Source organism: Cupriavidus sp. R6-3, assembly GCF_059772245.1.
Map to the genome: position 1 here is coordinate 1 of NZ_JCBAJO010000051.1, position 24161 is coordinate 24161.

Annotated in this window: 24 protein-coding genes; 10 read left to right on the top strand and 14 right to left on the bottom strand. The window is 67.2% G+C overall.

Annotated features, from left to right (window positions below):
• From AC6EI8_RS11155 to ureG, 6 genes are all read left to right on the top strand, one after another.
• On the top strand, nucleotides 1–342 hold a 342-nt coding region (locus AC6EI8_RS11155), incomplete at its 5' end, for a HupE/UreJ family protein (protein ID WP_498381940.1).
• Nucleotides 343–441: 99 nt separating this feature from the next.
• Nucleotides 442–747: an urease subunit beta gene (locus AC6EI8_RS11160; protein ID WP_149319363.1), complete on the top strand. Its 306-nt coding sequence runs from the start codon at nucleotides 442–444 to the stop codon at nucleotides 745–747.
• Nucleotides 747–2465, top strand: coding sequence for an urease subunit alpha (gene ureC / locus AC6EI8_RS11165; RefSeq protein ID WP_265632253.1), 1719 nt, complete (start codon nucleotides 747–749; stop codon nucleotides 2463–2465). The genes AC6EI8_RS11160 and ureC overlap by 1 nt, the downstream gene beginning before the upstream one ends.
• Nucleotides 2466–2467: 2 nt before the next feature.
• Nucleotides 2468–3139 (top strand): urease accessory protein UreE, encoded by a 672-nt coding sequence (gene ureE, locus AC6EI8_RS11170; protein WP_498381941.1) that lies wholly within the window; start codon nucleotides 2468–2470, stop codon nucleotides 3137–3139.
• Between the two features lie 15 nt (nucleotides 3140–3154).
• Nucleotides 3155–3847, top strand: a complete 693-nt coding sequence (locus AC6EI8_RS11175) for an urease accessory protein UreF (RefSeq protein WP_150084783.1) — start codon at nucleotides 3155–3157, stop codon at nucleotides 3845–3847.
• Nucleotides 3848–3984: 137 nt separating this feature from the next.
• Nucleotides 3985–4608 carry an urease accessory protein UreG gene (ureG, locus tag AC6EI8_RS11180; protein ID WP_006578011.1) on the top strand — a complete coding sequence of 208 codons (624 nt, stop codon included), beginning with the start codon at nucleotides 3985–3987 and terminating at the stop codon, nucleotides 4606–4608.
• A gap of 115 nt (nucleotides 4609–4723) precedes the next feature.
• On the opposite strand, the gene AC6EI8_RS11185 is transcribed toward ureG, so the two are convergent.
• The 3 genes from AC6EI8_RS11185 to AC6EI8_RS11195 all read right to left on the bottom strand — a co-directional run bounded on the left by AC6EI8_RS11185 (nucleotide 4724) and on the right by AC6EI8_RS11195 (nucleotide 7722).
• Nucleotides 4724–5107 carry a helix-turn-helix domain-containing protein gene (locus tag AC6EI8_RS11185; RefSeq protein ID WP_149319359.1) on the bottom strand — a complete coding sequence of 128 codons (384 nt, stop codon included), beginning with the start codon at nucleotides 5105–5107 and terminating at the stop codon, nucleotides 4724–4726.
• A gap of 463 nt (nucleotides 5108–5570) precedes the next feature.
• Nucleotides 5571–6263, bottom strand: coding sequence for a glutathione binding-like protein (locus AC6EI8_RS11190; RefSeq protein ID WP_149319358.1), 693 nt, complete (start codon nucleotides 6261–6263; stop codon nucleotides 5571–5573).
• 196 nt (nucleotides 6264–6459) lie between these two features.
• Nucleotides 6460–7722, bottom strand: a complete 1263-nt coding sequence (locus AC6EI8_RS11195) for an acyl-CoA dehydrogenase family protein (RefSeq protein ID WP_149319357.1) — start codon at nucleotides 7720–7722, stop codon at nucleotides 6460–6462.
• A 196-nt stretch (nucleotides 7723–7918) separates the two neighbouring features.
• Between AC6EI8_RS11195 and AC6EI8_RS11200 the strand changes: the two genes are divergently transcribed.
• Nucleotides 7919–8848: a LysR family transcriptional regulator gene (locus AC6EI8_RS11200; protein WP_149319356.1), complete on the top strand. Its 930-nt coding sequence runs from the start codon at nucleotides 7919–7921 to the stop codon at nucleotides 8846–8848.
• Nucleotides 8849–8903: 55 nt separating this feature from the next.
• Here AC6EI8_RS11200 and AC6EI8_RS11205 read toward each other — a convergent pair whose 3' ends face one another.
• The 8 genes from AC6EI8_RS11205 to AC6EI8_RS11240 all read right to left on the bottom strand — a co-directional run bounded on the left by AC6EI8_RS11205 (nucleotide 8904) and on the right by AC6EI8_RS11240 (nucleotide 18421).
• Nucleotides 8904–10346 carry a hypothetical protein gene (locus AC6EI8_RS11205; RefSeq protein WP_498381942.1) on the bottom strand — a complete coding sequence of 481 codons (1443 nt, stop codon included), beginning with the start codon at nucleotides 10344–10346 and terminating at the stop codon, nucleotides 8904–8906.
• Nucleotides 10347–10561: 215 nt separating this feature from the next.
• Nucleotides 10562–12214 carry a hypothetical protein gene (locus AC6EI8_RS11210; RefSeq protein WP_498381943.1) on the bottom strand — a complete coding sequence of 551 codons (1653 nt, stop codon included), beginning with the start codon at nucleotides 12212–12214 and terminating at the stop codon, nucleotides 10562–10564.
• 227 nt (nucleotides 12215–12441) lie between these two features.
• Nucleotides 12442–13332 carry an NAD-dependent protein deacetylase gene (locus AC6EI8_RS11215; protein ID WP_223819864.1) on the bottom strand — a complete coding sequence of 297 codons (891 nt, stop codon included), beginning with the start codon at nucleotides 13330–13332 and terminating at the stop codon, nucleotides 12442–12444.
• 5 nt (nucleotides 13333–13337) lie between these two features.
• Entirely contained in the window at nucleotides 13338–13529 is a 192-nt protein-coding gene (locus tag AC6EI8_RS11220; protein ID WP_226109137.1) for an oxidoreductase-like domain-containing protein, read from the bottom strand.
• A gap of 136 nt (nucleotides 13530–13665) precedes the next feature.
• On the bottom strand, nucleotides 13666–14652 hold the full coding sequence (locus tag AC6EI8_RS11225; RefSeq protein ID WP_255650876.1) for a Bug family tripartite tricarboxylate transporter substrate binding protein: 987 nt from the start codon (nucleotides 14650–14652) through the stop codon (nucleotides 13666–13668).
• A 265-nt stretch (nucleotides 14653–14917) separates the two neighbouring features.
• On the bottom strand, nucleotides 14918–16003 hold the full coding sequence (locus AC6EI8_RS11230) for a phosphotransferase (protein ID WP_149319352.1): 1086 nt from the start codon (nucleotides 16001–16003) through the stop codon (nucleotides 14918–14920).
• Between the two features lie 72 nt (nucleotides 16004–16075).
• A complete protein-coding gene (locus AC6EI8_RS11235; protein WP_226109135.1) occupies nucleotides 16076–16855 on the bottom strand; it encodes an oxepin-CoA hydrolase, alternative type in 780 nt (259 codons plus the stop codon).
• Nucleotides 16856–16897: 42 nt separating this feature from the next.
• Nucleotides 16898–18421: a 3-hydroxyacyl-CoA dehydrogenase gene (locus AC6EI8_RS11240; RefSeq protein WP_150084786.1), complete on the bottom strand. Its 1524-nt coding sequence runs from the start codon at nucleotides 18419–18421 to the stop codon at nucleotides 16898–16900.
• 162 nt (nucleotides 18422–18583) lie between these two features.
• On the opposite strand from AC6EI8_RS11240, the gene AC6EI8_RS11245 reads away from it, so the two are divergent.
• Entirely contained in the window at nucleotides 18584–19228 is a 645-nt protein-coding gene (locus AC6EI8_RS11245; RefSeq protein ID WP_149319349.1) for a glutathione S-transferase, read from the top strand.
• A gap of 206 nt (nucleotides 19229–19434) precedes the next feature.
• Here the strand turns inward: AC6EI8_RS11245 and AC6EI8_RS11250 are convergent, their stop codons facing one another.
• Together AC6EI8_RS11250 and AC6EI8_RS11255 are read right to left on the bottom strand one after the other, a co-directional pair.
• Nucleotides 19435–20598 carry a pyridoxal phosphate-dependent aminotransferase gene (locus AC6EI8_RS11250; RefSeq protein ID WP_149319348.1) on the bottom strand — a complete coding sequence of 388 codons (1164 nt, stop codon included), beginning with the start codon at nucleotides 20596–20598 and terminating at the stop codon, nucleotides 19435–19437.
• Between the two features lie 85 nt (nucleotides 20599–20683).
• A complete protein-coding gene (locus tag AC6EI8_RS11255; protein ID WP_498381944.1) occupies nucleotides 20684–21265 on the bottom strand; it encodes a putative toxin-antitoxin system toxin component, PIN family in 582 nt (193 codons plus the stop codon).
• 38 nt (nucleotides 21266–21303) lie between these two features.
• Between AC6EI8_RS11255 and yaaA the strand changes: the two genes are divergently transcribed.
• Together yaaA and AC6EI8_RS11265 are read left to right on the top strand one after the other, a co-directional pair.
• The gene (gene yaaA, locus AC6EI8_RS11260) at nucleotides 21304–22101 is read left to right on the top strand and encodes a peroxide stress protein YaaA (protein ID WP_150084788.1); all 798 of its coding nucleotides are present in this window, start codon (nucleotides 21304–21306) and stop codon (nucleotides 22099–22101) included.
• A gap of 113 nt (nucleotides 22102–22214) precedes the next feature.
• Nucleotides 22215–23372, top strand: coding sequence for a M14 family metallopeptidase (locus AC6EI8_RS11265; protein WP_149319345.1), 1158 nt, complete (start codon nucleotides 22215–22217; stop codon nucleotides 23370–23372).
• A 129-nt stretch (nucleotides 23373–23501) separates the two neighbouring features.
• Here the strand turns inward: AC6EI8_RS11265 and AC6EI8_RS11270 are convergent.
• Nucleotides 23502–24161: BspC domain-containing protein (locus AC6EI8_RS11270; RefSeq protein ID WP_498381945.1), on the bottom strand; the 660-nt coding region annotated here is incomplete at its 5' end.

Below are 24161 nucleotides of genomic sequence, written 5' to 3' on the forward strand. Positions count from 1 at the left end.
GCCGGCGTTGCCTTGCCCGCGGTCGAGCCGATGATCGCCGCCTCGTTGCTGGTGGTCGGCCTGCTGGTCGCGCTGCGCGCGCGGCTGCCGGCAGGCGCGGCGATGGCGCTGGTCGGCGGCTTTGCGGTGTTCCATGGCTACGCGCACGGCGCCGAACTGCCGGCCAGCGCCGGCGCGCTGCCGGCGGTGCTGGCCTATGTCGGCGGATTTGCGGCCGCGACCATGGCACTGCATCTGGCCGGCATCGCCGCCGGCACGGTGCTGCGCCGGCATGCGCCGTGGCTCGCGCGCGCGGCCGGCGCCGGTGTCGCGCTATATGGCGTCGGGCTGATGGTGGCCTGATCTGGCAGCCGACAGCCGACAGCCGACGGACGACATCCGACAGCACGAAAGCACGACAGCACGACAGCACGACAGCACGACAGCACGACAGGAGACGCCATGATCCCCGGTGAACTGATGCCCGCCGACGGCGAGCTCGAACTGAACGCGGGCCGCGCGACGATACGGCTGGCGGTCGCCAATACCGGCGACCGCCCGATCCAGGTCGGCTCGCATTTCCACTTCCACGAAACGAACGCCGCGCTGGACTTCGATCGCGATGCCGCGCGCGGCTTCCGTCTCAATATCGCCGCCGGTACCGCGGTGCGTTTCGAGCCGGGGCAGTCGCGCACCGTCGAGCTGGTCGCGCTCGATGGCGACCGCATCGTCTACGGCTTCAACGGCAAGATCATGGGAGCGCTGTGATGGCGTTGACAATCGGAAGGCAGGCCTATGCCGAGATGTTCGGCCCGACCACCGGCGACCGCGTGCGGCTGGCCGACACCGCGCTGGTGATCGAGGTCGAGAAGGATTTCACGATCTACGGCGAGGAGGTCAAGTTCGGCGGCGGCAAGGTGATCCGCGACGGCATGGGGCAGAGCCAGCGGCTGGCGCGCGATTGCGTCGACACGGTGATCACCAATGCGCTGATCGTCGACCATTGGGGCATCGTCAAGGCCGATATCGGCATCAAGGATGGGCGCATCGCCGGCATCGGCAAGGCGGGCAATCCGGACATCCAGCCGGGCGTGACGATCGTGATCGGCCCCGGCAGCGAGGTGATCGCCGGCGAAGGCATGATCGTGACCGCCGGCGGCATCGACAGCCATATCCACTTCATCTGCCCGCAGCAGATCGAGGAGGCGCTGATGAGCGGCGTCACCACGATGATCGGCGGCGGCACCGGCCCGGCCACCGGCACCTATGCAACCACGGTGACCCCCGGCCCCTGGCATATGGAGCGGATGCTGCAGGCGGTGGATGCCTATCCGATGAATATCGGCCTGCTGGGCAAGGGCAACGCCAGCCTGCCGCAGCCGATCGTCGAGCAGGTCGAGGCCGGCGCGATCGGGCTGAAGCTGCACGAGGACTGGGGCACCACGCCGGCGGCGATCGATACCTGCCTGTCGGTGGCCGACGCGACCGACGTGCAGGTCGCGATCCATACCGACACGCTGAACGAGGGCGGCTTCGTCGAGGCGACCATCGCCGCGTTCAAGGGCCGCACCATCCATACCTATCACACCGAAGGGGCGGGCGGCGGGCACGCGCCGGACATCATCAAGGTCTGCGGCGAGGCCAACGTGCTGCCGTCGTCGACCAATCCGACGCGGCCCTACACGATCAATACCATCGACGAGCACCTGGACATGCTGATGGTCTGCCATCACCTCGATCCGTCGATCGCCGAGGACATCGCCTTCGCCGAAAGCCGCATCCGCCGCGAGACGATCGCCGCCGAGGACATCCTGCACGACCTCGGCGCGTTCTCGATGATCTCCAGCGACTCGCAGGCGATGGGGCGCGTCGGCGAGGTGATCCTGCGCACCTGGCAGACCGCGCACAAGATGGCGGTGCAGCGCGGCAAGCTGCCCGGCGATCCACACGATGCGCGCGGCGGGCACGACAACTTCCGCGTCAAGCGCTACGTCGCCAAGTACACGATCAATCCGGCGTTGACGCATGGCGTCGCGCACGAGGTCGGCTCGATCGCGGTCGGCAAGTGGGCGGACCTGGTGCTGTGGAAGCCGGCGTTCTTCGGCGTCAAGCCGAGCCTGATCCTGAAGGGCGGCATGATCGCCGCGGCCGCGATGGGTGATCCGAACGCGTCGATCCCGACGCCGCAGCCGGTGCACTATCGGCCGATGTTCGCCAGCGCCGGCGGGGCGCTGCACCGCTCGTCGCTGACCTTCGTGTCGCAGGCCGCGCTGGCGGCCAACGTGGGCGAGCGCTACGGGCTGCAGAAGACGCTGTCGGCGGTGCGCGGCACGCGCACGGTCAGCAAGCGGGACATGGTCCACAACGACTGGCAGCCGACCGTCACCGTCGATCCGGAGACTTATCAGGTCGTCGCCGACGGGCAACTGCTGACCTGCGAGCCGGCCACCTCGCTGCCGATGGCGCAGCGCTATTTCCTGTTCTGACCATGCACAAGATCGACAAGCATCTTCCCGCGCCGCACGGCATCGCGCCGGTGCTGGTGCGCCGCGCGCCCAAGCTGGTGCTGCCCTTCGGCGACCGCAGCAAGAGCCGCCTGCGCGCCGTGCTCGACAACGGCGAGGAAGCGGCGATCTTCCTGCCGCGCGGCACGGTGCTGCGCGGCGGCGATCTGCTGGTGAGCGCCGACGGCACGTTCGTCGAGGTACAGGCGGCCGCGGAATCGGTGCTGCAGGTGCGTGCCGAGGATCCGCACGCGCTGATGCGCGCGGCCTATCACCTGGGCAACCGCCACACGCCGGTCGAGATCGGCCGCGACTATCTGCGGCTCGAATACGATCCGGTGCTGGCCGACATGCTGATGCGCCTGGGCGTGCAGGCCGAGCGCGCCGAGCTGCCGTTCGAGCCGGAGGCCGGCGCCTACGGCGGCGGCCACAAGCACGGCCACGACGCGACCTTCGCCGAGGACTATGCGGCGGCGCAGGCGGTGTTTCACGAGCATCATGGGGGCTCGCAGTCGCAGTCGCACTCGCACTCGCACCAGCATTCGCGGTTGCACTCGCATGGCCATGATCACGAGCACGGCCACGATCACCCGCATGACCATGATCATTCACATGGCGGCCACGCGCACCATGCCGGCTGCGATCACCGGCACTGACTCGCTCGCGCTGCCATGACCCAGCTCCCCCAACTGCTCTCGCTGCTGCATCTGGCCTCGCCGGCGCTGCCGATCGGCGGGTTCAGCTATTCGCAGGGGCTGGAGGCGGCGATCGACTGCGGCATCGTGCGGGATGCCGACAGCGCGGGGCAGTGGATTCGCGACAATCTGCTGCACGTGCAGGTGCATGCCGAGGCGCCGCTATGGCTGCTGCTGTATCGCGCCTGGCGTGCCGGCGACCGCGAGGGCGTGCGCTACTGGAACGACTGGTTCCACGGCAGCCGTGAGAGCGCCGAGCTGCGGCTGGAGACCGAGCAGATGGGATGGTCGCTGGCGCGGCTGGTCGGACAGATGGCATGGGGCGAGCCGGCGCTGCGCGATGATCTGGCGGCGATGTCGCCGGTGTGCCTGCCGACGGCCTTCGCCGCCGCCTGCGTCGCGCTGCAGGTCGACGAGGGCGACGGGCTGGCCGCCTACTGTTTCAACTGGGCCGAGAACCAGATCGCCGCGGCGATCAAGGCGGTGCCGCTGGGACAGGTGGCGGGCCAGCAGATCCTGCGCGGCATGCATGGCTGCGTGCTCGACGCCGTGGCCGAGGCAACGCGCCGCGCCGATGCCGAACCGCCCGCTCTGTCGACGCTGTCGCCGATGCTGGGCCTGCTGTCAGCGCGCCACGAAACGCAGTATTCGCGGCTGTTCCGCTCCTGAGCGCAGCCATGTTCCACGGGCAGACATCCGCAGCGACACATTCGCAGCCGTACATTCGCAGCCACATTGGCGGCCACATTCGCAGCCACATTCGCAGCCATACATCCGCAGCCACAAATCGAATCGGACGAGCCATCATGACCCGTACCAAGACACTCCCTCCGCTGCGCGTCGGCGTCGGCGGCCCGGTCGGCTCCGGCAAGACCACCTTGCTCGAGATGCTGTGCAAGGCCATGCGCGAGCGCTACGACCTGGTGGCGATCACCAACGACATCTACACGAAGGAAGACCAGCGCCTGCTGACGATCTCCGGCGCGCTGCCGGCCGAGCGCATCATGGGGGTGGAAACCGGCGGCTGCCCGCATACGGCAATCCGCGAGGACGCGTCGATCAATCTCGAGGCGGTCGACCGCATGCTGGCGCGTTTTCCCGATGCCGACGTGGTGTTCATCGAATCCGGTGGCGACAATCTGGCGGCGACATTCAGCCCGGAGCTGTCGGACCTGACGATCTACGTGATCGATGTCGCCGGCGGCGAGAAGATTCCCCGCAAGGGCGGGCCGGGCATCACCAAGTCGGATCTGCTGGTGATCAACAAGACCGATCTCGCGCCGTATGTCGGCGCCAACCTCGACGTGATGGAAAGCGATGCGCGCAAGATGCGCGGGGAACGGCCTTTCGTGATGGGAAGCGTCAAGTCGGGGCAGGGTCTTGACGCGGTGATCCGCTTCATCGAGCGGCAGGGCATGCTGGCGATGTAGCCGCGATAGCCGCGATAGCCGCGATGTAGCTGCGATGTAGCCGTGATGTAGCGGTGATGTAGCCGCGATGTAGCGGTGATGTAGCCGCGATGTGCGGCGCCGTCGGCGGCGCGTGCTAGGTGTGGTTGTTGCGCTTGCGGGCGAGGGCTCGTGCCACCGAGGCGACCAGGTCCTGGTCGTCATTATCGAGCCTTGCCATATAACGCCGCGCATTGCGTTGCGCGGTGGTTTCCTCGCCGCCAAATGGAACGCGTAATTCCTCGACTGTCAACACCGCGTTTTCGCCATCGAACTTCAACATTTCGCCGGGAGGGACGCCGAGGGTATCGGCCAGAGTGCAGATGTTGATCAGCGCTACATTACGCAGTCCGCGTTCGATGCCGCTGAGATAGGAACGCGCCATTCCGCTTTCGAGGGCGAGCTTTTCCTGGGACCAGCCCCTTTGCTTGCGCAGGGCCGTCAGGCGTTGGCCAAATTGCTTGAGAGGATCGCCGACCATGGTTTTGACAAGATGTGAACTCGAAGGAAGTTAAGGGATTGGCCCGGTCGACTCGACATCCTAGAGTCCGTCGCACAATCGGTGTCAGCCAACATAAAGTGTGTGAACTCACCCTATAGGTTGCATTTACTGTCGAAAATCGGATGGGCGGTAGCGGAACGAGGACCGGGGTGCACTGTTTTCGCATGGACGCGAGCGAATGTCATACAGGTATTCACCTGAATCCTCGGTTCCGAAAACGATAGGTTTGTTGTTGCCCGTTAATCTGACGAAATCGGAAGCCGCAGATGGGGCGCTGAGGCGGCCGGAACGGCGAGAGACCGTTGCCGCAGCGTGGCGGCGCAGGCGAAGAGAGGAGTGAGGCGGGAGCCGGCCGCGGGATGGCCGGCGAGGGACTGCGGGGGCGTCGTCGGGCGCCGCGGCGGAAAAGGCGCCGCGAGTCCTGCCCGCGGCGCCGCGCCGCTCAACGGCGGGCGTATTGCGTGGCGCCGAACAGGATCTCGCGTTCCTTCTCGGTATGCAGCGGCTTGCGTTCGCGCGCCAGTACCTCGACGCCGCGCTTGACCGCGGGGCGCTCGGCGATCGTATTGAACCAGCGCTTCAGATGGGGATAGTCGTCGAGTTCGACGCCCTGGTTCTGCCAGCTGCGCAGCCACGGGAAGGTTGCGATATCGGCGATCGTATATTCGTCGCCGGCCAGCCAGGGACGACCGGACAACTGCTTGTCGATCACGCCATAGAGGCGGCGCGCTTCATTGGTATAGCGGTTGACCGCATATTCGATTTTCTCCGGCGCATAGATCCGGAAATGGTGCGCCTGGCCCAGCATCGGACCGACGCCGCCCATCTGGAACATCAGCCATTGCAGCGTTTCGTATTTGCCGCGCACGTCCTCGGGCAGAAACTTGCCGGTCTTGCCGGCCAGATACACCAGGATCGCGCCCGATTCGAACAGCGAGATCGGTTTGCCGTCCGGCCCTTCGCTGTCGACGATGGCGGGAATCTTGTTATTCGGGCTGATTTTCAGGAATTCCTCGCCGAACTGGTCGCCGGCGCCGATATTGATGGGGTGCACCTGGTAGGGCAGGCCGCACTCTTCCAGCATGATATGAACCTTGTGGCCATTGGGCGTGGCCCAGCTGTAGACATCGATCATCGAGGAAGCTCCTGGACGGGAGAGGGCGCCGCCGACTCGCCAGCGGAGCGGAGCGCCGGTTGAATGGACCGACGCATTTAATCACAGAAGAAAAAAACGCGCAGACAGGCTGCGCGTGGATGGCTCGCTGCCGGCGCAGCTGCCCTGGAGTCGTGCGGCCGGATGGCCGCCGATGTTATTTATCGGGGCGACGGCCTCAGCCGCCGCGCGTGACCGGCATCTGGATCTCGTCCGGATTCAGGCTCATGTGCTTGGCCAGTTCCAGCTTGGCGATCGCGTTGCGGTGCACCTCGTCCGGACCGTCGGCCAGGCGCAGCGTGCGCTGGTGCGCCCACCACGAGGCCAGCGGGAAGTCTTCCGACACGCCGGCGGCGCCATGCACCTGGATCGCCCAGTCGATGACTTTCAGCGCGACGTTCGGCGCCACCACCTTGATCATCGCGATCTCCGCCTTGGCCACCTTGTTGCCGACCGTGTCCATCATGTACGCGGCCTTCAGCGTCAGCAGGCGCGCCATCTCGATCTCGCAGCGGGCCTCCGCGATGCGTTCCTGCGTGACGCCATGGCGGGCGATCTGCTTGCCGAACGCGACGCGGTCCAGGCTGCGCTTGCACATCAGTTCGAGCGCGCGCTCGGCCACGCCGATGCTGCGCATGCAGTGGTGGATGCGGCCCGGGCCGAGGCGGCCCTGCGCGATCTCGAAGCCGCGGCCTTCGCCGAGCAGGATGTTGTCCGCCGGCACGCGCACGTTCTTCAGTTCGATCTCCATGTGGCCGTGCGGCGCGTCGTCATAGCCGAACACCGGCAGATGGCGCTTGACGGTGATCCCCGGCGTATCGGCCGGCACCACGATCATCGACTGCTGCTCGTGGCGGCCCGCATCGGGATTGGTCTTGCCCATCACGATATAGACCTTGCAGCGCGGGTCGCCGGCGCCCGACGACCACCACTTGGTGCCGTTGATCACGTAGTGGTCGCCATCGCGCTCGATGCGGCAGCGGATATTGGTCGCGTCGGAGGACGCCACGTCGGGCTCGGTCATCAGGAAGGCCGAGCGAATCTCGCCGCGCAGCAGCGGCTCCAGCCACTTGTCCTTCAGTTCCTCGGAGGCATAGCGCTCCAGCGTTTCCATGTTGCCGGTGTCGGGCGCCGCGCAGTTGAACACCTCCGGCGACCAGGGCACGCGGCCCATGATCTCGCACATCGGCGCGTATTCCAGATTGGACAGCCCTTCCGGCGCGCGCGGCGAGCGCGGCAGGAACAGGTTCCACAGGCCGGCCTCGCGCGCCAGCGGCTTCAGCTCCTCGATCAGCTTGCTCGGCACCCAGGCGTTGCCGGCCTTGCGGTTGGCCTGGATCTCGGCGTGGAAGCGCTTCTCGTTCGGATAGATGTGCTGGTCGAAGAAGGCCAGCAGCCTGGCGCGCATTTCCTTGACCTTGGGCGAGTATTCGAAATCCATGATGTCTCCTCACAACCCCTGCGATTTGGCCCCGCCGCTGATGCCGGACCACCGCAGGGCAGCGGACCGGCAGGCGGCGGGCGGGCGCGATATACGCCGACTGGGGCCCACTCTATCCGATTCGCTGGAATATGAAAAATGAATTTTCTGGATTCGACGGTATCAATCTGCTGCATTCCATGCCACAATCGCCGCCATGCAGCTCTCCCGCATCGACCTGAACCTGTTCGTCGTGTTTGACGCCATCTACACCGAAGGCAGCATCACGGCGGCCGCCCGGCAGCTGAACCTGACGCAGCCGGCGGTCAGCCACGCGCTTGGCCGATTGCGCACGCTGTTCGACGACCCGCTGTTCGAGCGGCGCGGGCAGGGCATGGCGCCGACCCCGCTGGCGCGCTCGCTGGCCGGGGAGGTGCGCACCGCGCTGCAGTCGTTCGCCCGCACGCTGCAGGACACGCCCCATTTCGATCCGGCGGCGACGGTGCGGCGCTTCACCATCGGCATGCGCGACGCGCTGGAGTCGACGCTGCTGCCGCCGCTGATGTCGCGCGTCGCCGCGGTGGCGCCGCACGTCGACATCGCCGCGGTGCGCTTCGATCGCCGCGAGATGGAGTCGGAGCTGCTGGCCGGGACGCTCGATGCCGCGATCGACATCCTGCTGCCGGTCTCGCCGGCGATCCACCACGCGCAGTTCATGGCCGATCCGATGGTGGTGCTGGCCCGGCGCGACCATCCGCTGGTGAAGAAGGAATTGACGCTGGAGCGCTATCTGGCCGCCGAGCACGTGCACGTGTCGTCGCGGCGGCGCGGCGCGGGGCTGGAGGACCAGGCGCTGCACCGGATGGGCATGACGCGGCGGGTACGGCTGCGCTGCCAGCACTATGCGGCGGCCTGCCGCATCGTCAGCTGCACCGACCTGCTGGCGACGCTGCCGCTGCGCTATGCGCGCATCGCCAACGAGGCCTATGGCAATCGCCTGCTGACGCTGCCGTTCAAGGTGCCGTCATTGGAGCTGCACTTGTATTGGCATGCGGGCGGGGAGAATGATGGCGCGAACCGGTGGCTGCGGGAGCAGCTGATGGCGGTGATGACGGGGTTGGAGAAGGGCGCGCCGGCAACCTCCTGATCCGTTGCGCCGGCGGCACCGTCGGTAGCGGCGGTGCCGCCGGCGCTCCCCGCGCTCAGTCGGCCATCCGCGGAACCATGACCCAGCTGCCACCGAATAGCGAAAGCCGCCGGCGTGCGGCCGCCGCGGTGCCCGAGTCCGGGATGGGGGCCGGATCCTCTGCGATGTCGGCGACCGGCGCGGATTCCTGTTCGGCGATGTCGCGTGCGGACGACTCGCCGCCGGCGCGCTCTTCGCCGTCGTCATCGTCGCTGAGGTCCGACGCTTCGTCGGACGGCGGTTCGCCATGCACCGGTTTGGGCGGCTCCATGCCGCGCGAGTCGTATAGAACCGATTGCATGCAAGGCCGCAGGTCGCCGTCGGTGGTCGATTGCCGCATGACATGGTGCTCGGCGTCGAGCGCTTCGAAGACATAGCAGCCGGAGCCGTTCATCTGACCGTCCGTCCTGCGGGCGACATAGTGGCGTTCATTGGCACGTCTGTATTCGATCGGTTTGAGACTCCTGTCCCGTGCTTCACGTTGCCGATGCAGCTGGATCGGCGTCAGCGACTGATCCTCGGCGGCGTCATCGCTCCGATATTGTCCGATTCCGCAGGGGCGCTCGCATCGGAAGGACTCCGCCTCGCCGGCCGCGATGATGCGGTAGGCCACTCCCTCGCGGCGGCGGCATTCGTCCAGCATGTCGTGAAAGAGGTCGGAGAGGTAGTCGAGCAGCCGGGACAACAGGCGTATCAACAGATTGCCGCTCCCTGGCTGCATCGTCGTCAGGGCCTGGTCCAGCGCCGGCGCCAGGCATGCCACGTGAATGGCGTCGGAGCGTTCGCCCAGCTTGTATCGCTCGGGCTCTCGTCCCTGGAGCCAATTCAACAAGCTGCGCAATGGCGGGTCGTTGGCATCGCAATGGATCTCGATCTGATGATCGATCGTCAGCACGGGGCGCAGATTCGACATGTAATAGGTGTTGTCGTCCGGGCCGGTGTAGGAATGCCATTTCATCAGCTTGTTGATGCGCCAGCCGGTGCCGTCTTCCAGCGGCGTGATGCGTGCGCTGACCACCGAGGGCAGCAGCGGCAGATCGATTCCGTTGCGCACGGAAATCGCTTGCAGCGCCACCGCCTCGGCCTTCCAGAACTCGTCGGTGCAAAGGGTCGCCGCGGCGGTATAGGCGTGCGCCAGATTGTCGATGTTCTGTCCGGGCGCCGCCTGCGCCTTCAATTGGCCGGCAATCGCGGCAATCAGTTCGTGGCCGGCCTGGGTTCTGCTGTAGGGCTCCGCCTCGCGCGCGCGCCTGTCGCGGATGCGATTGTTCAGCCTGGCTTGTTCGACGAGATGATCGGAATTGACATGGCTCGCGCCCGCGAATTCGATGCGGCACCGCTCATCTTCGAACAGTCGCCATGCGGTCTGGGCAAAGGCCATGCCGAAGTTGGCACGCGCAATGTGCTCGGACGGAGCCGTCGGGATGGGCATCGGCGCATGCGTGACGGCGTGCAGCATGGCACAGGGATCGATGAAGGGTTTGGAGAATGGCATATCGGGTAGCAGCGATCGGTATGGAATACGCCGCTGGCCGATCCGCGATCCGGGGCGAATGATCTGCGGGATGCCGAAAGATTTCGATCCGATGCGGCGTCGGCCGGGCGACCTGGACAGGCGATGCAAATGCGGCGCAGAGCGTCCGCACCGCATCGGTGACGTGCTGCGAGCCGGTCTTATGGCTTGTCGTCTGCCCCGGTCGGCGACCCGGTGCCGGCTGCGGCGTTGTTGGCGACCGTAGGCGAAGAGCCCTTCTCCGGCCCCGAAAACGTCATCGCGCGGCCCCTTTTCCCCGGGGTCGGCGCGCCGTTCGGCTTCCGCTCATCCGTTCCCTTTCGCTGCTGGTAGACGAGATCCATCGGTATTTTTGCGAGGTTTTCAGCGGCGAGGCCCGCCTCGTATTTGGCGACCTTCGCTTGCAGTTCCCGTACCTTGTCCTGGGTTTCCTCGTACTGGCTTGTCACCTGCTCGAGCCGGGGCCGCAGGTGGTTTCGCTCGCCCTCCGCGGCGGTCAACCTTTGCTCGAGGTTCGCAACGCTCGCGAGAAGCGTGTTCCGCTCTGCCAGCACCGTGTTGTGCTCGCCCTCGATCTCCTCCCGCAATCGACGTTCCCTTGCCACGGTTTGTCGCAGTGCTTCCAGTTCCGCCTGGACCTCCGGGGATGGGCCGAGCGGCGGTTGCGGGACGAAGTCCGGCGGCGGTAGCGGAAGGTCAGGGGGAGCGATCTGGGCGTCCGGCTGACGGTGCTCCTGATGCTCGATGGGCCCTTGCTGGTTCCAGTCGCCGATGGCGACCCTCTGCCGAAGCGCAGGGTCGCGCTGCTCCAGCAGTGTCCTCAAGGAAGAGGGGGCATCGCCGGCAGCCGGGCCATGTATGCGATGGATCCAGTTGGGCCGATGCGCGAGCTTCTTGATGACGATATGCTGGCCGCTTGCTTCGGGATCCGCTGCGTGCGCGACATGCTGGCTGCCTGCCCATGACCAATTGCCCAGGCTCTTGGGGACCTTCGCGAGGCGGTGACGATGAAAGTCCACGCCTCCGACCCGCACCTTGATCTGCACGCCGCGAAACAGCCGCCCCAATAGCGGAATACTGGCCAGCGCATCGAGCAGCGCGGTGACGAACCCGCGGGTGCCATGCTTCATCAGCTTGTCGCGGATCTCGGGCAGCGGGCTGTTGACATGCAGCGAAACAAAGCTGCCCTCCAGCCACTGATTTCCGGCCCTGCGCTTCAGCGGTATCACGACCTTGACATTGGCGGTGAGCACCGCGCCGTGCTCGCGCATGCAATGCCACTGGCCACCGGACTGGTATTCATGCCAGGCCGCGCTCAAATGGCATTCCATCGATTTGCCGTCCTTCGACATCTCGACGTTCATGCCCAACTGGGCAGGGCTCGCCAAGCGGATTTCGCCGTAAGTGGTGTCGTGGTTCAGCGTCGACCGAAGCGTGGTTTCGGCCGTATTCCAAAAGGCTGGGCTGGCGATCAACGCTGCCACCGCATAGTAGGCCGATTCCTCGATGGCGGAAGTCGGCGCCTGGCCGGCAAACGTGCGGGGCAGCCTCGCCGCGATGCCCTCCAGGATGGCAGCCCCTTGCCTGTCATGGCTGTGTCTTGCGATGTCCTCGAGGGGGACGGCTTCGCCCGCGATCTCCAACTTGACGCGTGGCTCCATGCGTGGGTCCGAGAGGAACAACCGCTCGGCACCATCGAGGAGCTGCGGCAACTCGTCGGCCGTCAGCCCGGGGACACTGATTGGCGCCGCGAACAAGTCCTTGGCCGCATGGCTGTGTCCGGTCGACATCGAATTCAGATAGGAGACTTTCATGGTATTCGCCTGTGACAGGGGAGGTTCACGTCCGGGCGGCATGTACATACCGTGCACCGGACCCTTCGCGCGTGGCGGTGGTCGACGATCGCGACGGACATCCCCAGTCCACGCCGACGCCACAACCAACGACGGGTCACATGCTGCTACCGAATTGGTGTCTCAACTGTCGGTGGTTTACGGCCGTTTCTGATTTGCGACTTATTCGTATCGAAATTGCTGCGAAGTCAGGCGGCGATGTTGCGCAGCGCGGCGTCCAGGCGCGTCAGCGTGGCGCCGCAGGGCGCGGCGATCTTCATGGTCAGCAGGGGATCGGCGCGGGTGCGGCCGAGATTGATCGCGACGACCGGCTTGCCGGCCTGCGCAGCGGCGACGCAGAAGCGGTATCCGGAAAAGACCATCAGCGAGGAGCCCACGACCAGCAGCGCGTCGGCGCGCTGCAATGCCTCGTGGACCGCGGCCACGCGATCGCGCGGCACCGAATCGCCGAAGAACACCACGTCGGGTTTGATGATGCCGGCGCAGCGGCGGCAATGCGGCACGGTGAAGCCGTGCAGGTCGTCGGGCTCGAGATGCGCGTCGCCATCGGCCGACGGCACGGCCGACAGGCCGGCGATGGCCGGGTTGGCCGCTTCGAGTTCGTGCTGGATGTCGGCGCGGGCGTGACGTTCGCCGCAGGACAGGCAGACGACCGAACTCAGGCTGCCATGCAGCTCGATCACGCCGGTGCTGCCCGCCGCCTGGTGCAGGCCGTCGACGTTCTGCGTGACCAGCGCCTCCACGTGCCCGGCCTGTTGCAGGCGGGCCAGCGCGCGGTGGGCGTCGTTGGGCAAGGCGCGCGACATGAGCGGCCAGCCCACCATGCTGCGCGCCCAATAGCGCTGGCGGCGCGCGTGCGATTCGAGAAATTCGCGATGCTGGATCGGCGTGCTCGCACGCCAGTTGCCATCGGCATCGCGATAGCCGGGGATGCCCGAATCGGTGCTGATGCCGGCGCCGGTCAGCACCAGCAGGCGCGGGTGCCGGCGTACGAGGCCGATCAGCGCGTCGTCGTCGCCATGCGGCGGACCGTCGACCGCGATCGGCGCGGCAGCGCCCGGCGTCGCCGCGGTGGTCATGGCCGTCACGGCGAGGGCGCCTCCTCGGGATGCCGCGCCAGCCAGGCGCGCAGTTCCTGCCGGTAGCGCTCCATTTCTTCGTAATAGAAATCGAAGATGCAGGGGCTGCAGCCGCTCCCGCAACAGGCGTCGTCGTCGGGCCGGTTGGGCGGCAGCGGGCGGGGATCGTCGTGAGAGTGAGGGGAGGGGGCGGACACAGCGGCGGACAAGGTAGCGGACAGCGTGAACCGGTCAAAATCGATAGCAACGGCCAGTATACGCTTGCCGCCTGGGCCACGCCCGGGCTCATCCGGGCCGGGAGGGGAGTGCCGAAAGCCTCCCGGCTGGCCGCCGTCAGTCCAGCTTGATGCCCGCCTGCTTGACCACCGCAGCCCAGCGCGTCTTCTCGGCCGCGAAGAAGCGGTTGGTCTCGGCGGGCGTCATCGTCACCACCTCGGCGCCCTGGCCGGCCAACTGCGCGCGCACCTCCGGCGAACGGATGATGCGCACCAGCTCGGCGTTCAGGCGCGTCACCGCGGCGTCCGGCATCCTGGCCGGCGCCATCACGCCCTGCCAGGTGCCCGATTCGAAATTGGCGACGCCCTGTTCGGCGATGGTCGGCAGATTGCCCACCAGCGGCATGCGGGTGCGCTTGGACACCGCGATCGCCTTCAGCTTGCCGCTCTGCACATGCGGCAGCGTCGCCAGCATGCCGTTCATCAGCACCTGCGCGGTGCCGCCGACGGTATCGGCAATCGCCTGCGCGCCGCCCTTGTACGGCACGTATTGCCATTTGGCGCCGGTGGCTTGCTGCACAGCCACGCCGGCCAGATGCGGGGCGCTGCCGATCGCGGTGACGGCGAAATTCAGCTCGCCGCGCTTGGACATCTCGACCAGGTCCTTCAGCGTATTGGCCTGCACCGACGGGTTGACCACCAGCATGTGCGGCGAATAGGCCAGCATGCCGACGCCCTTCAGGTCCTTGGCCGGATCGAAGGTCAGCTTGGTGTAGACCGACGGGCTGATCGCCAGCGCGCCGACATCGCACAACAGCAGCGTGTGGTTGTCGCCGCCGGACTGCGCCACGAAGGCGGCGCCGACATTGCCGTTGGCGCCCGGACGGTTGTCGACCACGACGGGCTGGCCCAGCGCCTCGCCCAGCTGCTTGCTGATCAGCCGCGCGATGATGTCCGACGAGCCGCCAGCGGGATAGGGCACCACCAGCCGGATCGGGCGGTTCGGCCAGGTATCGGCGGCAAGGGCGGGGGCCGCCAGCGGGGCGGCGGCAGCGGCGAGGGCGGCGGTGGAGGCCAGTCTGAGGAAGCGGCGGCGTGCGTGCATGATGTCTCCGGAACGAGTTATTTGTCAGTCGTCATACAACAATGGTCGCCATCATAAGAGCCGGAATGCCAGGCCGTCTAGCGGTTGAGACCGGATTTTTTGCCCGATTCAGGGAAATCCCGGAGGTGGTGGCGCGGGCTCTGGTTATATGTCATCGGACAATGTGGCGGATGCTTAGAGCCGATGGCGCACAAAGAAAAAGGGCTGGCGCGGCTCGTCGCCGCGCCAGCCCTTGTCGGCCCAGCCTGGGTCGTACGTACCGCGCTCAGGCGATCCGCTGCTTCGCCTTCTGCGCGTACTGCCAGCCCATCTCGGCCATCGGGCGGGCCCGCCGGCCGGCGTCGACCGCCTGCGCCGACGATGCCGTGCCGTCGACCACGCGCTTGGCGATGCCCTGCAGGATGCCGGCGATGCGGAACATGCTGAAGGCCAGGTAGAAGTTCCAGTCGCCGGTGATCTGGCGTCCGGTGCGCTGCTCGTACATGCGGCGGTAGGTCGCCTCGTCGGGAATGCCGAGCGCGGCGTAGTCGAGCCCGGCGATGCCGCGGAACTGGCCCGGCGCGATATGCCAGCTCATGCAGTGGTAGCCGAAGTCGGCCATCGGATGGCCGAGCGTCGACAGCTCCCAGTCCAGCACCGCCAGCACGCGCGGCTCGGTGGGGTGGAACATCAGGTTGTCGAGCCGGTAGTCGCCATGGACGATGCTGGTCAGGTCCTGGTCTTCTTCCGGGATATGGTGCGGCAGCCAGTCCATCAGCGCGTCCATCGCGTCGATCTTCTCGGTCTCGGACAGCTTGTACTGCTTGGTCCAGCGCTCGATCTGGCGCGCGAAGTAATTGCCCGGCTTGCCGTAGTCGCCCAGCCCGATGGCCTGGTAGTCGACGGTATGCATCGCGGCGATGACGCGGTTCATCTCGTCGTAGATCGCGGCGCGTTCGCTTGGGCTCATGCCCGGCAGCGACTGGTCCCACAGCACGCGGCCGTTGACGTACTCCATGATGTAGAAGGCGCGCCCGATCACGGCCTCGTCCTCGCACAGCGCGTACATGCGCGCGACCGGCACGTCGGTGTTCGCCAGCGCGGCCATCACGCGGTACTCGCGCTCGATCGCGTGCGCCGACGGCAGCAGCTTCGACTTCGGTCCCGGCTTGGCGCGCATCACGTAGGTGCGGCCCGGCGTGATCAGCTTGAAGGTGGGGTTGGACTGGCCGCCCTTGAACTGCTCGACCGTCAGCGGCCCGGCGAAATCCTCGACATGGTCGCGCAGCCAGGCTTCGAGCGCGGCGGTATCGAAGCGCTGCTGCTCGGCGACCGGGCGCGTGCCCTCGAACTGGGAAAGATTGCTGCTCATGCTGTCTCCGGTATCTTTTTTATCGGGATCGGTGCGGGTGGGACCGCGGTCGGCCGCGCTGGGCCGTGGGCTTCAACGATAGGTCGGCTTGCGCTTCTCCAGGAAGGCGCTGATGCCTTCGCCGCCGTCGGGGTGATGCAGCGCGGCGACGAAGTTCTCGCGCTCCTGCGCCAGATGCGCGTTCAGCGACAGCGTGCCGGCCTGGTTGATCAGCCCCTTGATGCGGCCCATCGCGTGCGAGGACTGCGCGGCCAGCGACTGGCCCAGGCGCAGCGCTTCGTTCAGCGCCTCGCCCGGCTCGGTCACGCGGTTGACCAGGCCGAACTGCGCAAGCCGCTGCGCGTCGACGGTCTTGCCTTCGATCAGCAGCTCGGAGGCCAGCTGGCGCGGCAGCGCGCGTGCCAGCTCATACGAGCCGCCGCCGTCGGGGGTCAGGCCGACCTTGACGTAGGCCATCACGAACTTGGCATTGCTGGCCGCCACCACGAAGTCGCAGGCCAGCACCAGCGAGAAGCCCGCGCCCGCGGCCGCGCCCTCGACGGCCGCGATGATCGGCTTCGGAAAGGCATGCAGGCTTTCGATCCAGGCATGCAGCATCGTGATGCTGTCGGCCTGCACCTGCGGCGGCTGCGCGCGATTGCCGAGCAGCCGGTTCAGGTTGCCGCCGGCGCAGAACATGCCGTCGGCGCCGGTCAGCACCACCGAGCGGATGCCGCTGTCCTGCTCGGCCGCCTGCAGCGCTTCCCTGGTCGCGAGGTAGATCTCCGGGCCGAGCGCATTGCGCATTTCCGGATTGGAGATGGTCAGCACCAGCGTCGCATCGACGCGTTCGGACAGCAGTTGGGCAGGCATGGCGGCTCGGTGGTGTGATGGAAGGGAAGGGGCCGGGGAGCGTCAGGCTTCCTCGGTCAGCAGCGACAGGCCCAGGCTGGCACGGCGCCACAGCCACGGGCTCGGGCGATAGCGCATGTCGCCGGTCAGCCGCTCCATATTGCGCAGCACCTCGAGCACTAGTTGCGGGCCGATCGCATCGCCCAGCGCCAGCGGGCCCTTCGGATAGCCCAGGCCCAGGTTGACGGCGAGGTCGATGTCCGACGGCGTCGCGATGCGCTGCTGCGCGATATCGGAGGCGATATTGACGATGCACGAGACGATGCGCTGGGCGACGAAGCCGGCCGAATCGCGGATCACCGTGACCGGCACGCCGTCGCTGGCGAACAGGCCGTGGGCGCAATCGCGCATGGCCGCGCTGGTGGCGGGCGTCGTCATCAGCGTGCGGCGCCTGGTGGCCTCGAACGGCAGCAGCGTGTCGATGGCGACCACGCGGCTGGCGTCCAGGCCCTGCTGCAGCGCGCAGGTGGTGGCATCCAACCCGAGCGGCGTGACGACGATCAGCGCATCGGCCGACGGTGCGTTGCCGCCCTCGGGCGTGACGCCCATCGCGGTCAGCAGCTTGACCACCATCGCATGGCCGCGCTCGCTGTCGCGGCTGACCCAGACGCTGGCCGGGCGCGCGCTGGGCGCCGGCGCAGCGGCGGGCAGCTGCTTCTGGCCATCGACATAGCGGTAGAAACCGGCGCCGGTCTTGCGGCCCAGCAGCCCGCCGACCTGGCGGATCGCCGTGATCGGCGACGGGCGGTAGCGCGGCTCCTGGTAGAACTGGTTGTAGATCGACTCCATCACCGGGTGCGAGACGTCGAGCCCGGTCAGGTCCATCAGCTCGAACGGGCCCATGCGGAAGCCCGCCTGCTCGCGCATGATCGCGTCGATGTCGGCGAACTCGGCGACGCCTTCCTGCGCGGCCTTCAGCCCTTCGATGTTCATGCCGCGGCCGGCATGGTTGACGATGAAGCCCGGCATGTCCTTGCAGCGCACCGGCGTATGGCCCATGCGGCGCGACAGCGCCATCAGCGCATCGCCGACCGCCGGATCGCCGGACAGGCCGTCGATCACCTCGACCACCTTCATCAGCGGCACCGGGTTGAAGAAGTGATAGCCGACGACGCGGCCCGGGTGCTTCGCGCCGACCGCGATCGCGGTGATCGACAGCGACGAGGTGTTCGACGCGATCACCGCGTCCGCACGCACGATGGCCTCGAGCTTGGCGACCAGCTCGCGCTTGACCTCGAGCCGCTCGACGATGGCCTCGAGCACCATGTCGCAATCGGCCATTTCCTCGAGCGCGCCGCACGGCTGCACGCGCGACAGCGTGGCGGCGGCATCGTCGCTGCTGATCTTGCCCTTGTCGGCGAGCTTGGCCAGCGTGTCCTGCAGATACTGGCGGGCGGCCGCGACGGCCTGGGGATTGGTGTCAAACAGGCGGACGGTCAGGCCGGCCTGCGCCGCGATCTGGGCAATGCCCCGGCCCATCGCGCCGGTGCCCACGATGCCGAGGGTGTCGATAGTCAAAGTGCTCATCGTGCTTCCAAAAAGTTGTGGTTAAATTAGCACGCTCGTGCGGTTTTTGCACTCGTTGCGTGAACACTGCCGCGCCGGCGCGTGCGCTGATCGGCCAAAAAAGCCGGGGCGCGGCCACCGATCCCGTCCGGGAGAACGCAGCACAACAAAGGAGACATACCCATGCTGAAGCTCTGCGGCTTTGCCGCCAGCAACTACTACAACAAGGTCAAGCTGGCGCTGCTGGAAAAGAATGTGCCGTTCGAGGAGGTGCTGGCCTGGATCGGCGAGACCGACCTGAACGCCTCGCCGCTGGGCAAGGTGCCGTACATCGTCGCGGACGGCGGCACGCTGTGCGAATCGGAGGTGATCGCCGAATACCTGGAGGCCGCCTATCCGCAGACCCCGCTGCTGCCGGCCGATCCGCTCGCCGCCGGCAAGGTGCGCGAACTGGTCACCTACATGGAACTGTATCTGGAACTGACCGCGCGGGAGCTTTATCCCGAGGCGTTTTTCGGCGGCAAGGTCAGCGATGGGGTCAAGGAGCGCCAGCACAAGCTGCTGACCCGCTACATTCCCGCCTTCGCCAGGCTGGCGAAGTTTTCACCATATATGGCCGGCGACACCTTCACGCTGGCCGACTGCGCCGCGGTGGTGCATCTGCCGCTGGTGTCGGCGTGCACCAAGATCATTTACGGCAGCGACATGCTGGCCGACCTGCCAGTCAAGGACTATCTGAAGCGCATGAGCGAGCGGCCGACGGTGCAGAAGGTCAACGCGGACCGCAAGACCAACACCGAGCTGATGCTGAGCCGGAACAAGCCGTAAGAGGGCGATCGCGGTTTGGAGCCCCCCTCTCCCCAACCCTCTCCCCCTGAGGGGAGAGGGAGAACTCCGCCGGGCCGGGCATTCGTTGCCGGTCCTTCGTAGCGCGCCGGTGTTCATAACCCTCGGTGTACTCCCTCTCCCGCTTGCGGGAGAGGGCCGGGGAGAGGGCAACGGGCGGTCGCATGGCGCAGACCGCCCGCCCTGCCTCACAGCTTGCGCAGCCGCTCCAAGGCCAGCGCCAGCGTTTCCTCCCGCTTGGCGAAGCAGAAGCGCACCACGCCGGACTCGCGCGGCTGCGAATAGAACGCCGACACCGGAATCGCCGCGACGCCGATCTCGCGCGTCAGCCACATCGCGAAATCCGCTTCGCTCATGTCCGAGATCGCCGAATAGTCGACGCACTGGAAATAGGTGCCGTCCGACGGCAGCAGCTTGAAGCGCGTATCGGCCAGTCCCGCACGGAAGTAATCGCGCTTGGCCTGGTAGAAGGCCGGCAATTCGAGATAGGGCGCGGGGTCCGACATGTAGTCGGCCAGGCCGTGCTGCACCGGCGTGTTGACGGTGAACACATTGAACTGGTGGACCTTGCGGAATTCCGCCATCAGCGCGGCCGGCGCGGCGACATAGCCGACCTTCCAGCCGGTCACGTGATAGGTCTTGCCGAAGCTCGACACGACGAAGCTGCGCCGCGCCAGTTCCGGATGGCGCGCCACCGACTGATGCGACTGGCCGTCGTAGACCATGTGCTCGTAGACCTCGTCCGACAGCAGCAGGATATCGGTGCCCGCCAGCAGCGCGGCCAGCTGGCGCATATCGTCCTCGCGCCAGATCGTGCCGGTCGGGTTGTGCGGCGTGTTGATCAGGATCATCCGCGTGCGCGGCGTGATCGCGGCCGCGAGGCGGTCGAACGGAATGCGGAAGTGCGGCGCGTCCAGCATCACCGGCACCGGCTTGCCGCCGGCCAGTTCGATCGCCGGCAGATAGCTGTCGTAGCACGGCTCCAGCACGATCACTTCGTCGCCGGGATGCACCGCGCACAGGATCGCGGTCAGCAGCGCCTGCGTCGCGCCCGCGGTCACCGTGATCTCGCTGTCGGCATCGTAGGCGCGGCCGTAGAGCCTGCCGATCTTGGTCGCGATGGCCTGGCGCAGGCTCGGCACGCCGGCCATCGGCGGATACTGGTTCAGGCCGCCCCGCATCGCGCGCGTGACCGCGTCGACGATCTTCGGATCGCAATCGAAGTCCGGAAAACCCTGGCCCAGATTGACCGCATTCTTCTCGGCGGCGAGCGCCGACATCACGGTGAAGATGGTGGTGCCCACGTTGGGCAGGCGGGATGGGGGAGGGCTCAGCGGGGCGTCGGCGGACATGGCGTCAATCGTCAAATCGTCAAATGGTCGAACGTCAATCGGATGGCGGGGAGGCGGGGTGGCAGGCTGGCAATCGGAGGCGATTCTAGCGCGCCGGCCGCGCGGCCAGCCAGGGCGCGAAGGCCTGCGGCGTCAATACCGCGACGCCGCTGCTGCGGCGCAGCCGGCCCGCCAGCTTGAGCACCGCCTTGTCCTTCGACACCAGGCATTCGGCGCCGGCGAAGTGCGCCAGCTCGATGAACTTCTGGTCGTCGCCGTCGCGGCAGCGCGGCAGCCGGATCGCTTCGGCCTGCGTCGGGCAGGGCGGTGCGACCGCGGTGGTCAGCCGGTCCACGGTCGCCAGCGCCTCGTCGATATCGACGTCGAAGCGCGCGAACTGCGGGTACGCCAGCACGCGGCGCAATTCCTCGCGGCAATCGGCGCGGATCAGCGGCGCGATGGCGCCGTCCCGCAGGGCCGTGCGGATCGGCTCGGCATGCGGATCGCGGAATACCAGCAGGTCGATCCAGACGTTGGAGTCCAGCACCACGCGGGGCGGGGAGGCGTCGTCGGGCGCTGTGTTTGGAAGCGCGGGCGCGGGGCCGGGTGCGACGCTGGATCCTGTGGCGGACCCGGCGTTGGACCCGGCGTTGGACCCGATCGCGGGTCCGGTAGAGGGGTTGAGCATTCGTTACAATCGGAACTTTGTTTCTGCCGCATTCTGCCATGTTGATCGTTCTGTCGCCCGCCAAGTCGCTGGACTACGAGACGCCGCCCCGCGTCCGGCCTCCGCTCAATGCCAGCCACCTGCCGCGGCTGATCCCGCGTTCGGCGCAGCTGATCGAACGCCTGCGCGCGCTGTCGCCGCAGGAAATCGGCACGCTGATGGATATCTCGGACAAGCTCGCGGTGCTGAACGCGACCCGCTACGCCGACTGGTCGCCCAAATTCACCGCGCGCAACAGCAAGCCGGCGGCGCTGGCCTTCAACGGCGATGTCTACGAAGGGCTCGACGCCCCCAGCCTGTCCGACGACGACCTCGCCTTCGCGCAGCGCCATGTCCGCATCCTGTCGGGCCTGTACGGCGTGCTGCGGCCGCTGGACTGGATGCAGCCGTACCGCCTCGAGATGGGCACGCGGCTGGCCAACGAGGCCGGCAAGGACCTGTACGCGTTCTGGGGCGACGACGTGACGCAACTGCTGAACAAGGACCTCGCCGCGCTGAAGGGCGAGGGCGCGCCGACGCTGGTCAATCTGGCCTCCGAGGAATACTTCAAGGTCGTCCGTCCCAAGGTGCTGAACGCGCGCGTGATCACGCCGGTGTTCGAGGACTGGAAGGGCGGCCGCTACAAGATCATCTCGTTCCACGCCAAGCGCGCGCGCGGCACGATGGCGCGCTTCGCGGTGACCCGGCGCATCACCGAAGCGGCCGGCCTGAAGAAGTTCGCCGAAGACGGCTATGCCTACGACGCCAAGGCGTCCGACGCGGCGCGCTGGGTGTTCCGCCGCCGGCTGGAAGACTGACGCCGCGCGCGCGGGCGTCGGGCCGATGGCCACGCGCCGGGCCGGCCAACAACGCGGCCAACAACGCGGCCAATAACGCGGCCAACAACAAATTCGTCTTGCGAGGCTCAGACATGAAGACCGCAGCGCTGCATATCTCCAGCCGGTTCGATTCCGGCGCGATCGAAGTCGAGGCGCTGGACCGCGCCGACGATATCCGGCTGCGCATCCGCGCCGATTCGCATGCCGACTTCCGCCAGTGGTTCCATTTCGGGCTGCACGGCGCGGCCGGCCAGGCCTGCCGGCTGCAATTCCTGAACGCCGGCGATTGCACCTATCCGGACGGCTGGCGCGACTACCGGGCCGTGGCCTCGTACGACCGCGTGCAGTGGTTCCGCGTGCCGACCCGCTTCGACGGGCAGGTGATGACGGTCGAATTCACGCCGGCGCATGACAGCGTCTGGTTCGCCTATTTCGAGCCGTATCCCGAAGAGCGCCACCTGGCCCTGCTGGGCACCTGCCAGCGTTCGCCGCGCGCGCGGCTGACGCATCTGGGCAGCACGGTCCAGGGCCGCGCCATGACGGCGGTGACGATCGGTACGCCGGCAGACGGTGACAATGCCGGCCGCAAGACCATCTGGATGATCGCGCGCCAGCATCCCGGCGAAACCATGGCCGAATGGTTCATCGAGGGCGTGCTGCAGCGGCTGACCGGCACCGGCATCTGGGCCGGCGACGGCGTGGCCGAGCGGCTGCTGCAGAAGGCCGTCTTCCATATCGTGCCGAACATGAATCCGGACGGCTCGGCGCTGGGCAACCTGCGCACCAACGCCGCCGGCGCGAACCTGAACCGCGAGTGGATGGCGCCGAGCCTCGATACCAGCCCCGAGGTCTATCACGTGCGCCGCGCGATCGAGTCGACCGGCTGCGACCTGTTCTTCGACATCCACGGCGACGAGGGCCTGCCGTACAACTTCGTCGCCGGCAGCGAGATGCTGCCCAGTTTCACGGAGTCCCAGCGCGTCGCGCAGGCGCGCTTCGTCGAGGCGTTCAAGCGCGCCACGCCGGACTTCCAGGACGTGCATGGCTATGCGGCGAGCAAGTACAACGCCGATGCGCTGAAGCTGGCCTCCAAGTACATCGGCCACGCGTTCGGCTGCCTGTCGCTGACGCTGGAGATGCCGTTCAAGGACAACGCCGACCTGCCGCAGCCGGAGGTGGGCTGGAACGGCGCCCGCAGCGCGCTGCTGGGCGCGGCGATGCTGCAGGCGATCCTGGCGCAGCTGGACTGAGCCACGCCGCCGCGGGATGCGGCGGCGATTCAGCGGCAAGTCGGCGCCAGTTCAGCGCCAAGTCGGCCGCATTACAGCGGCAAGTCAGCGGCAAGTCAGCAGCAAGCGTGACGATGCCGCGCGGCAGGATCAGCGCGCCGACTTGCTGGTCTTCTTCGTCGATTTGCTGCTGGTGGAAGCGCCGGACTTCGCCGCGGCCTTCTTGGTGCCGCCCGACGATTTCGCCGACGCCGCGGCCTTGCCCGAGCGGCTCGACCTGGTCGCCTTCGCCTTGCGGCCCTTGGCCGTGGCGTTGCGCGGCGCCACGCTGACGGCCGGCTTGGCGGCCGGTTCGACGATGATGTCGCCGTCGTCGTCCAGCAGTTCGTAGGCCAGCATCATGCCGTCGTCATAGCCGCAACGGACCTTGACCGGGTCCCAGCGCGACTGGCCGTTGCGGCGATGCGCGGCGGCCGAGAAGGTCACCACCGAGGTCACCGGCACCGCCTGCTTGCCGCGCGAGAAGCGGCCTTCCCAGCTCTCGACCGAGGCCTGTCCCGACGCCAGCGCGCCGGTCGGGATGCGCAGCGCGTCGTAGGTCGCCGAGCGCGGCACCACCCAGCTCGCGTGCGCGGCGCAGTCGGCCACGTCCGCGCTGGCGTTCTCGCTGCGCATCAGCTGCTGGCGCATCTGCGCCCGGTATTCGGCCAGGCTGACGCGGCCGGTGGGCGGCAGCGTGACGGTCTTTGTCGGGGAGTTGTCGTTATCCGGCGGCGGTACCGCCTGCTTGTCGGAGTAGGAAGTCGCGCC

Excerpts from the sequence above, each read along its gene's own strand:
- AC6EI8_RS11160 (WP_149319363.1), top strand. The coding sequence starts at position 442 with ATGATCCCCGGTGAACTGATGCCCGCCGACGGCGAGCTCGAACTGAAC.
- ureC (WP_265632253.1), top strand. The coding sequence starts at position 747 with ATGGCGTTGACAATCGGAAGGCAGGCCTATGCCGAGATGTTCGGCCCG.
- ureE (WP_498381941.1), top strand. The coding sequence starts at position 2,468 with ATGCACAAGATCGACAAGCATCTTCCCGCGCCGCACGGCATCGCGCCG.
- AC6EI8_RS11175 (WP_150084783.1), top strand. The coding sequence starts at position 3,155 with ATGACCCAGCTCCCCCAACTGCTCTCGCTGCTGCATCTGGCCTCGCCG.
- ureG (WP_006578011.1), top strand. The coding sequence starts at position 3,985 with ATGACCCGTACCAAGACACTCCCTCCGCTGCGCGTCGGCGTCGGCGGC.
- AC6EI8_RS11185 (WP_149319359.1), bottom strand. The coding sequence starts at position 5,107 with ATGGTCGGCGATCCTCTCAAGCAATTTGGCCAACGCCTGACGGCCCTG.
- AC6EI8_RS11190 (WP_149319358.1), bottom strand. The coding sequence starts at position 6,263 with ATGATCGATGTCTACAGCTGGGCCACGCCCAATGGCCACAAGGTTCAT.
- AC6EI8_RS11195 (WP_149319357.1), bottom strand. The coding sequence starts at position 7,722 with ATGGATTTCGAATACTCGCCCAAGGTCAAGGAAATGCGCGCCAGGCTG.
- AC6EI8_RS11200 (WP_149319356.1), top strand. The coding sequence starts at position 7,919 with ATGCAGCTCTCCCGCATCGACCTGAACCTGTTCGTCGTGTTTGACGCC.
- AC6EI8_RS11205 (WP_498381942.1), bottom strand. The coding sequence starts at position 10,346 with ATGCTGCACGCCGTCACGCATGCGCCGATGCCCATCCCGACGGCTCCG.
- AC6EI8_RS11210 (WP_498381943.1), bottom strand. The coding sequence starts at position 12,214 with ATGAAAGTCTCCTATCTGAATTCGATGTCGACCGGACACAGCCATGCG.
- AC6EI8_RS11215 (WP_223819864.1), bottom strand. The coding sequence starts at position 13,332 with ATGACCACCGCGGCGACGCCGGGCGCTGCCGCGCCGATCGCGGTCGAC.
- AC6EI8_RS11225 (WP_255650876.1), bottom strand. The coding sequence starts at position 14,652 with ATGCACGCACGCCGCCGCTTCCTCAGACTGGCCTCCACCGCCGCCCTC.
- AC6EI8_RS11230 (WP_149319352.1), bottom strand. The coding sequence starts at position 16,003 with ATGAGCAGCAATCTTTCCCAGTTCGAGGGCACGCGCCCGGTCGCCGAG.
- AC6EI8_RS11235 (WP_226109135.1), bottom strand. The coding sequence starts at position 16,855 with ATGCCTGCCCAACTGCTGTCCGAACGCGTCGATGCGACGCTGGTGCTG.
- AC6EI8_RS11240 (WP_150084786.1), bottom strand. The coding sequence starts at position 18,421 with ATGAGCACTTTGACTATCGACACCCTCGGCATCGTGGGCACCGGCGCG.
- AC6EI8_RS11245 (WP_149319349.1), top strand. The coding sequence starts at position 18,584 with ATGCTGAAGCTCTGCGGCTTTGCCGCCAGCAACTACTACAACAAGGTC.
- AC6EI8_RS11250 (WP_149319348.1), bottom strand. The coding sequence starts at position 20,598 with ATGTCCGCCGACGCCCCGCTGAGCCCTCCCCCATCCCGCCTGCCCAAC.
- AC6EI8_RS11255 (WP_498381944.1), bottom strand. The coding sequence starts at position 21,265 with ATGCTCAACCCCTCTACCGGACCCGCGATCGGGTCCAACGCCGGGTCC.
- yaaA (WP_150084788.1), top strand. The coding sequence starts at position 21,304 with ATGTTGATCGTTCTGTCGCCCGCCAAGTCGCTGGACTACGAGACGCCG.
- AC6EI8_RS11265 (WP_149319345.1), top strand. The coding sequence starts at position 22,215 with ATGAAGACCGCAGCGCTGCATATCTCCAGCCGGTTCGATTCCGGCGCG.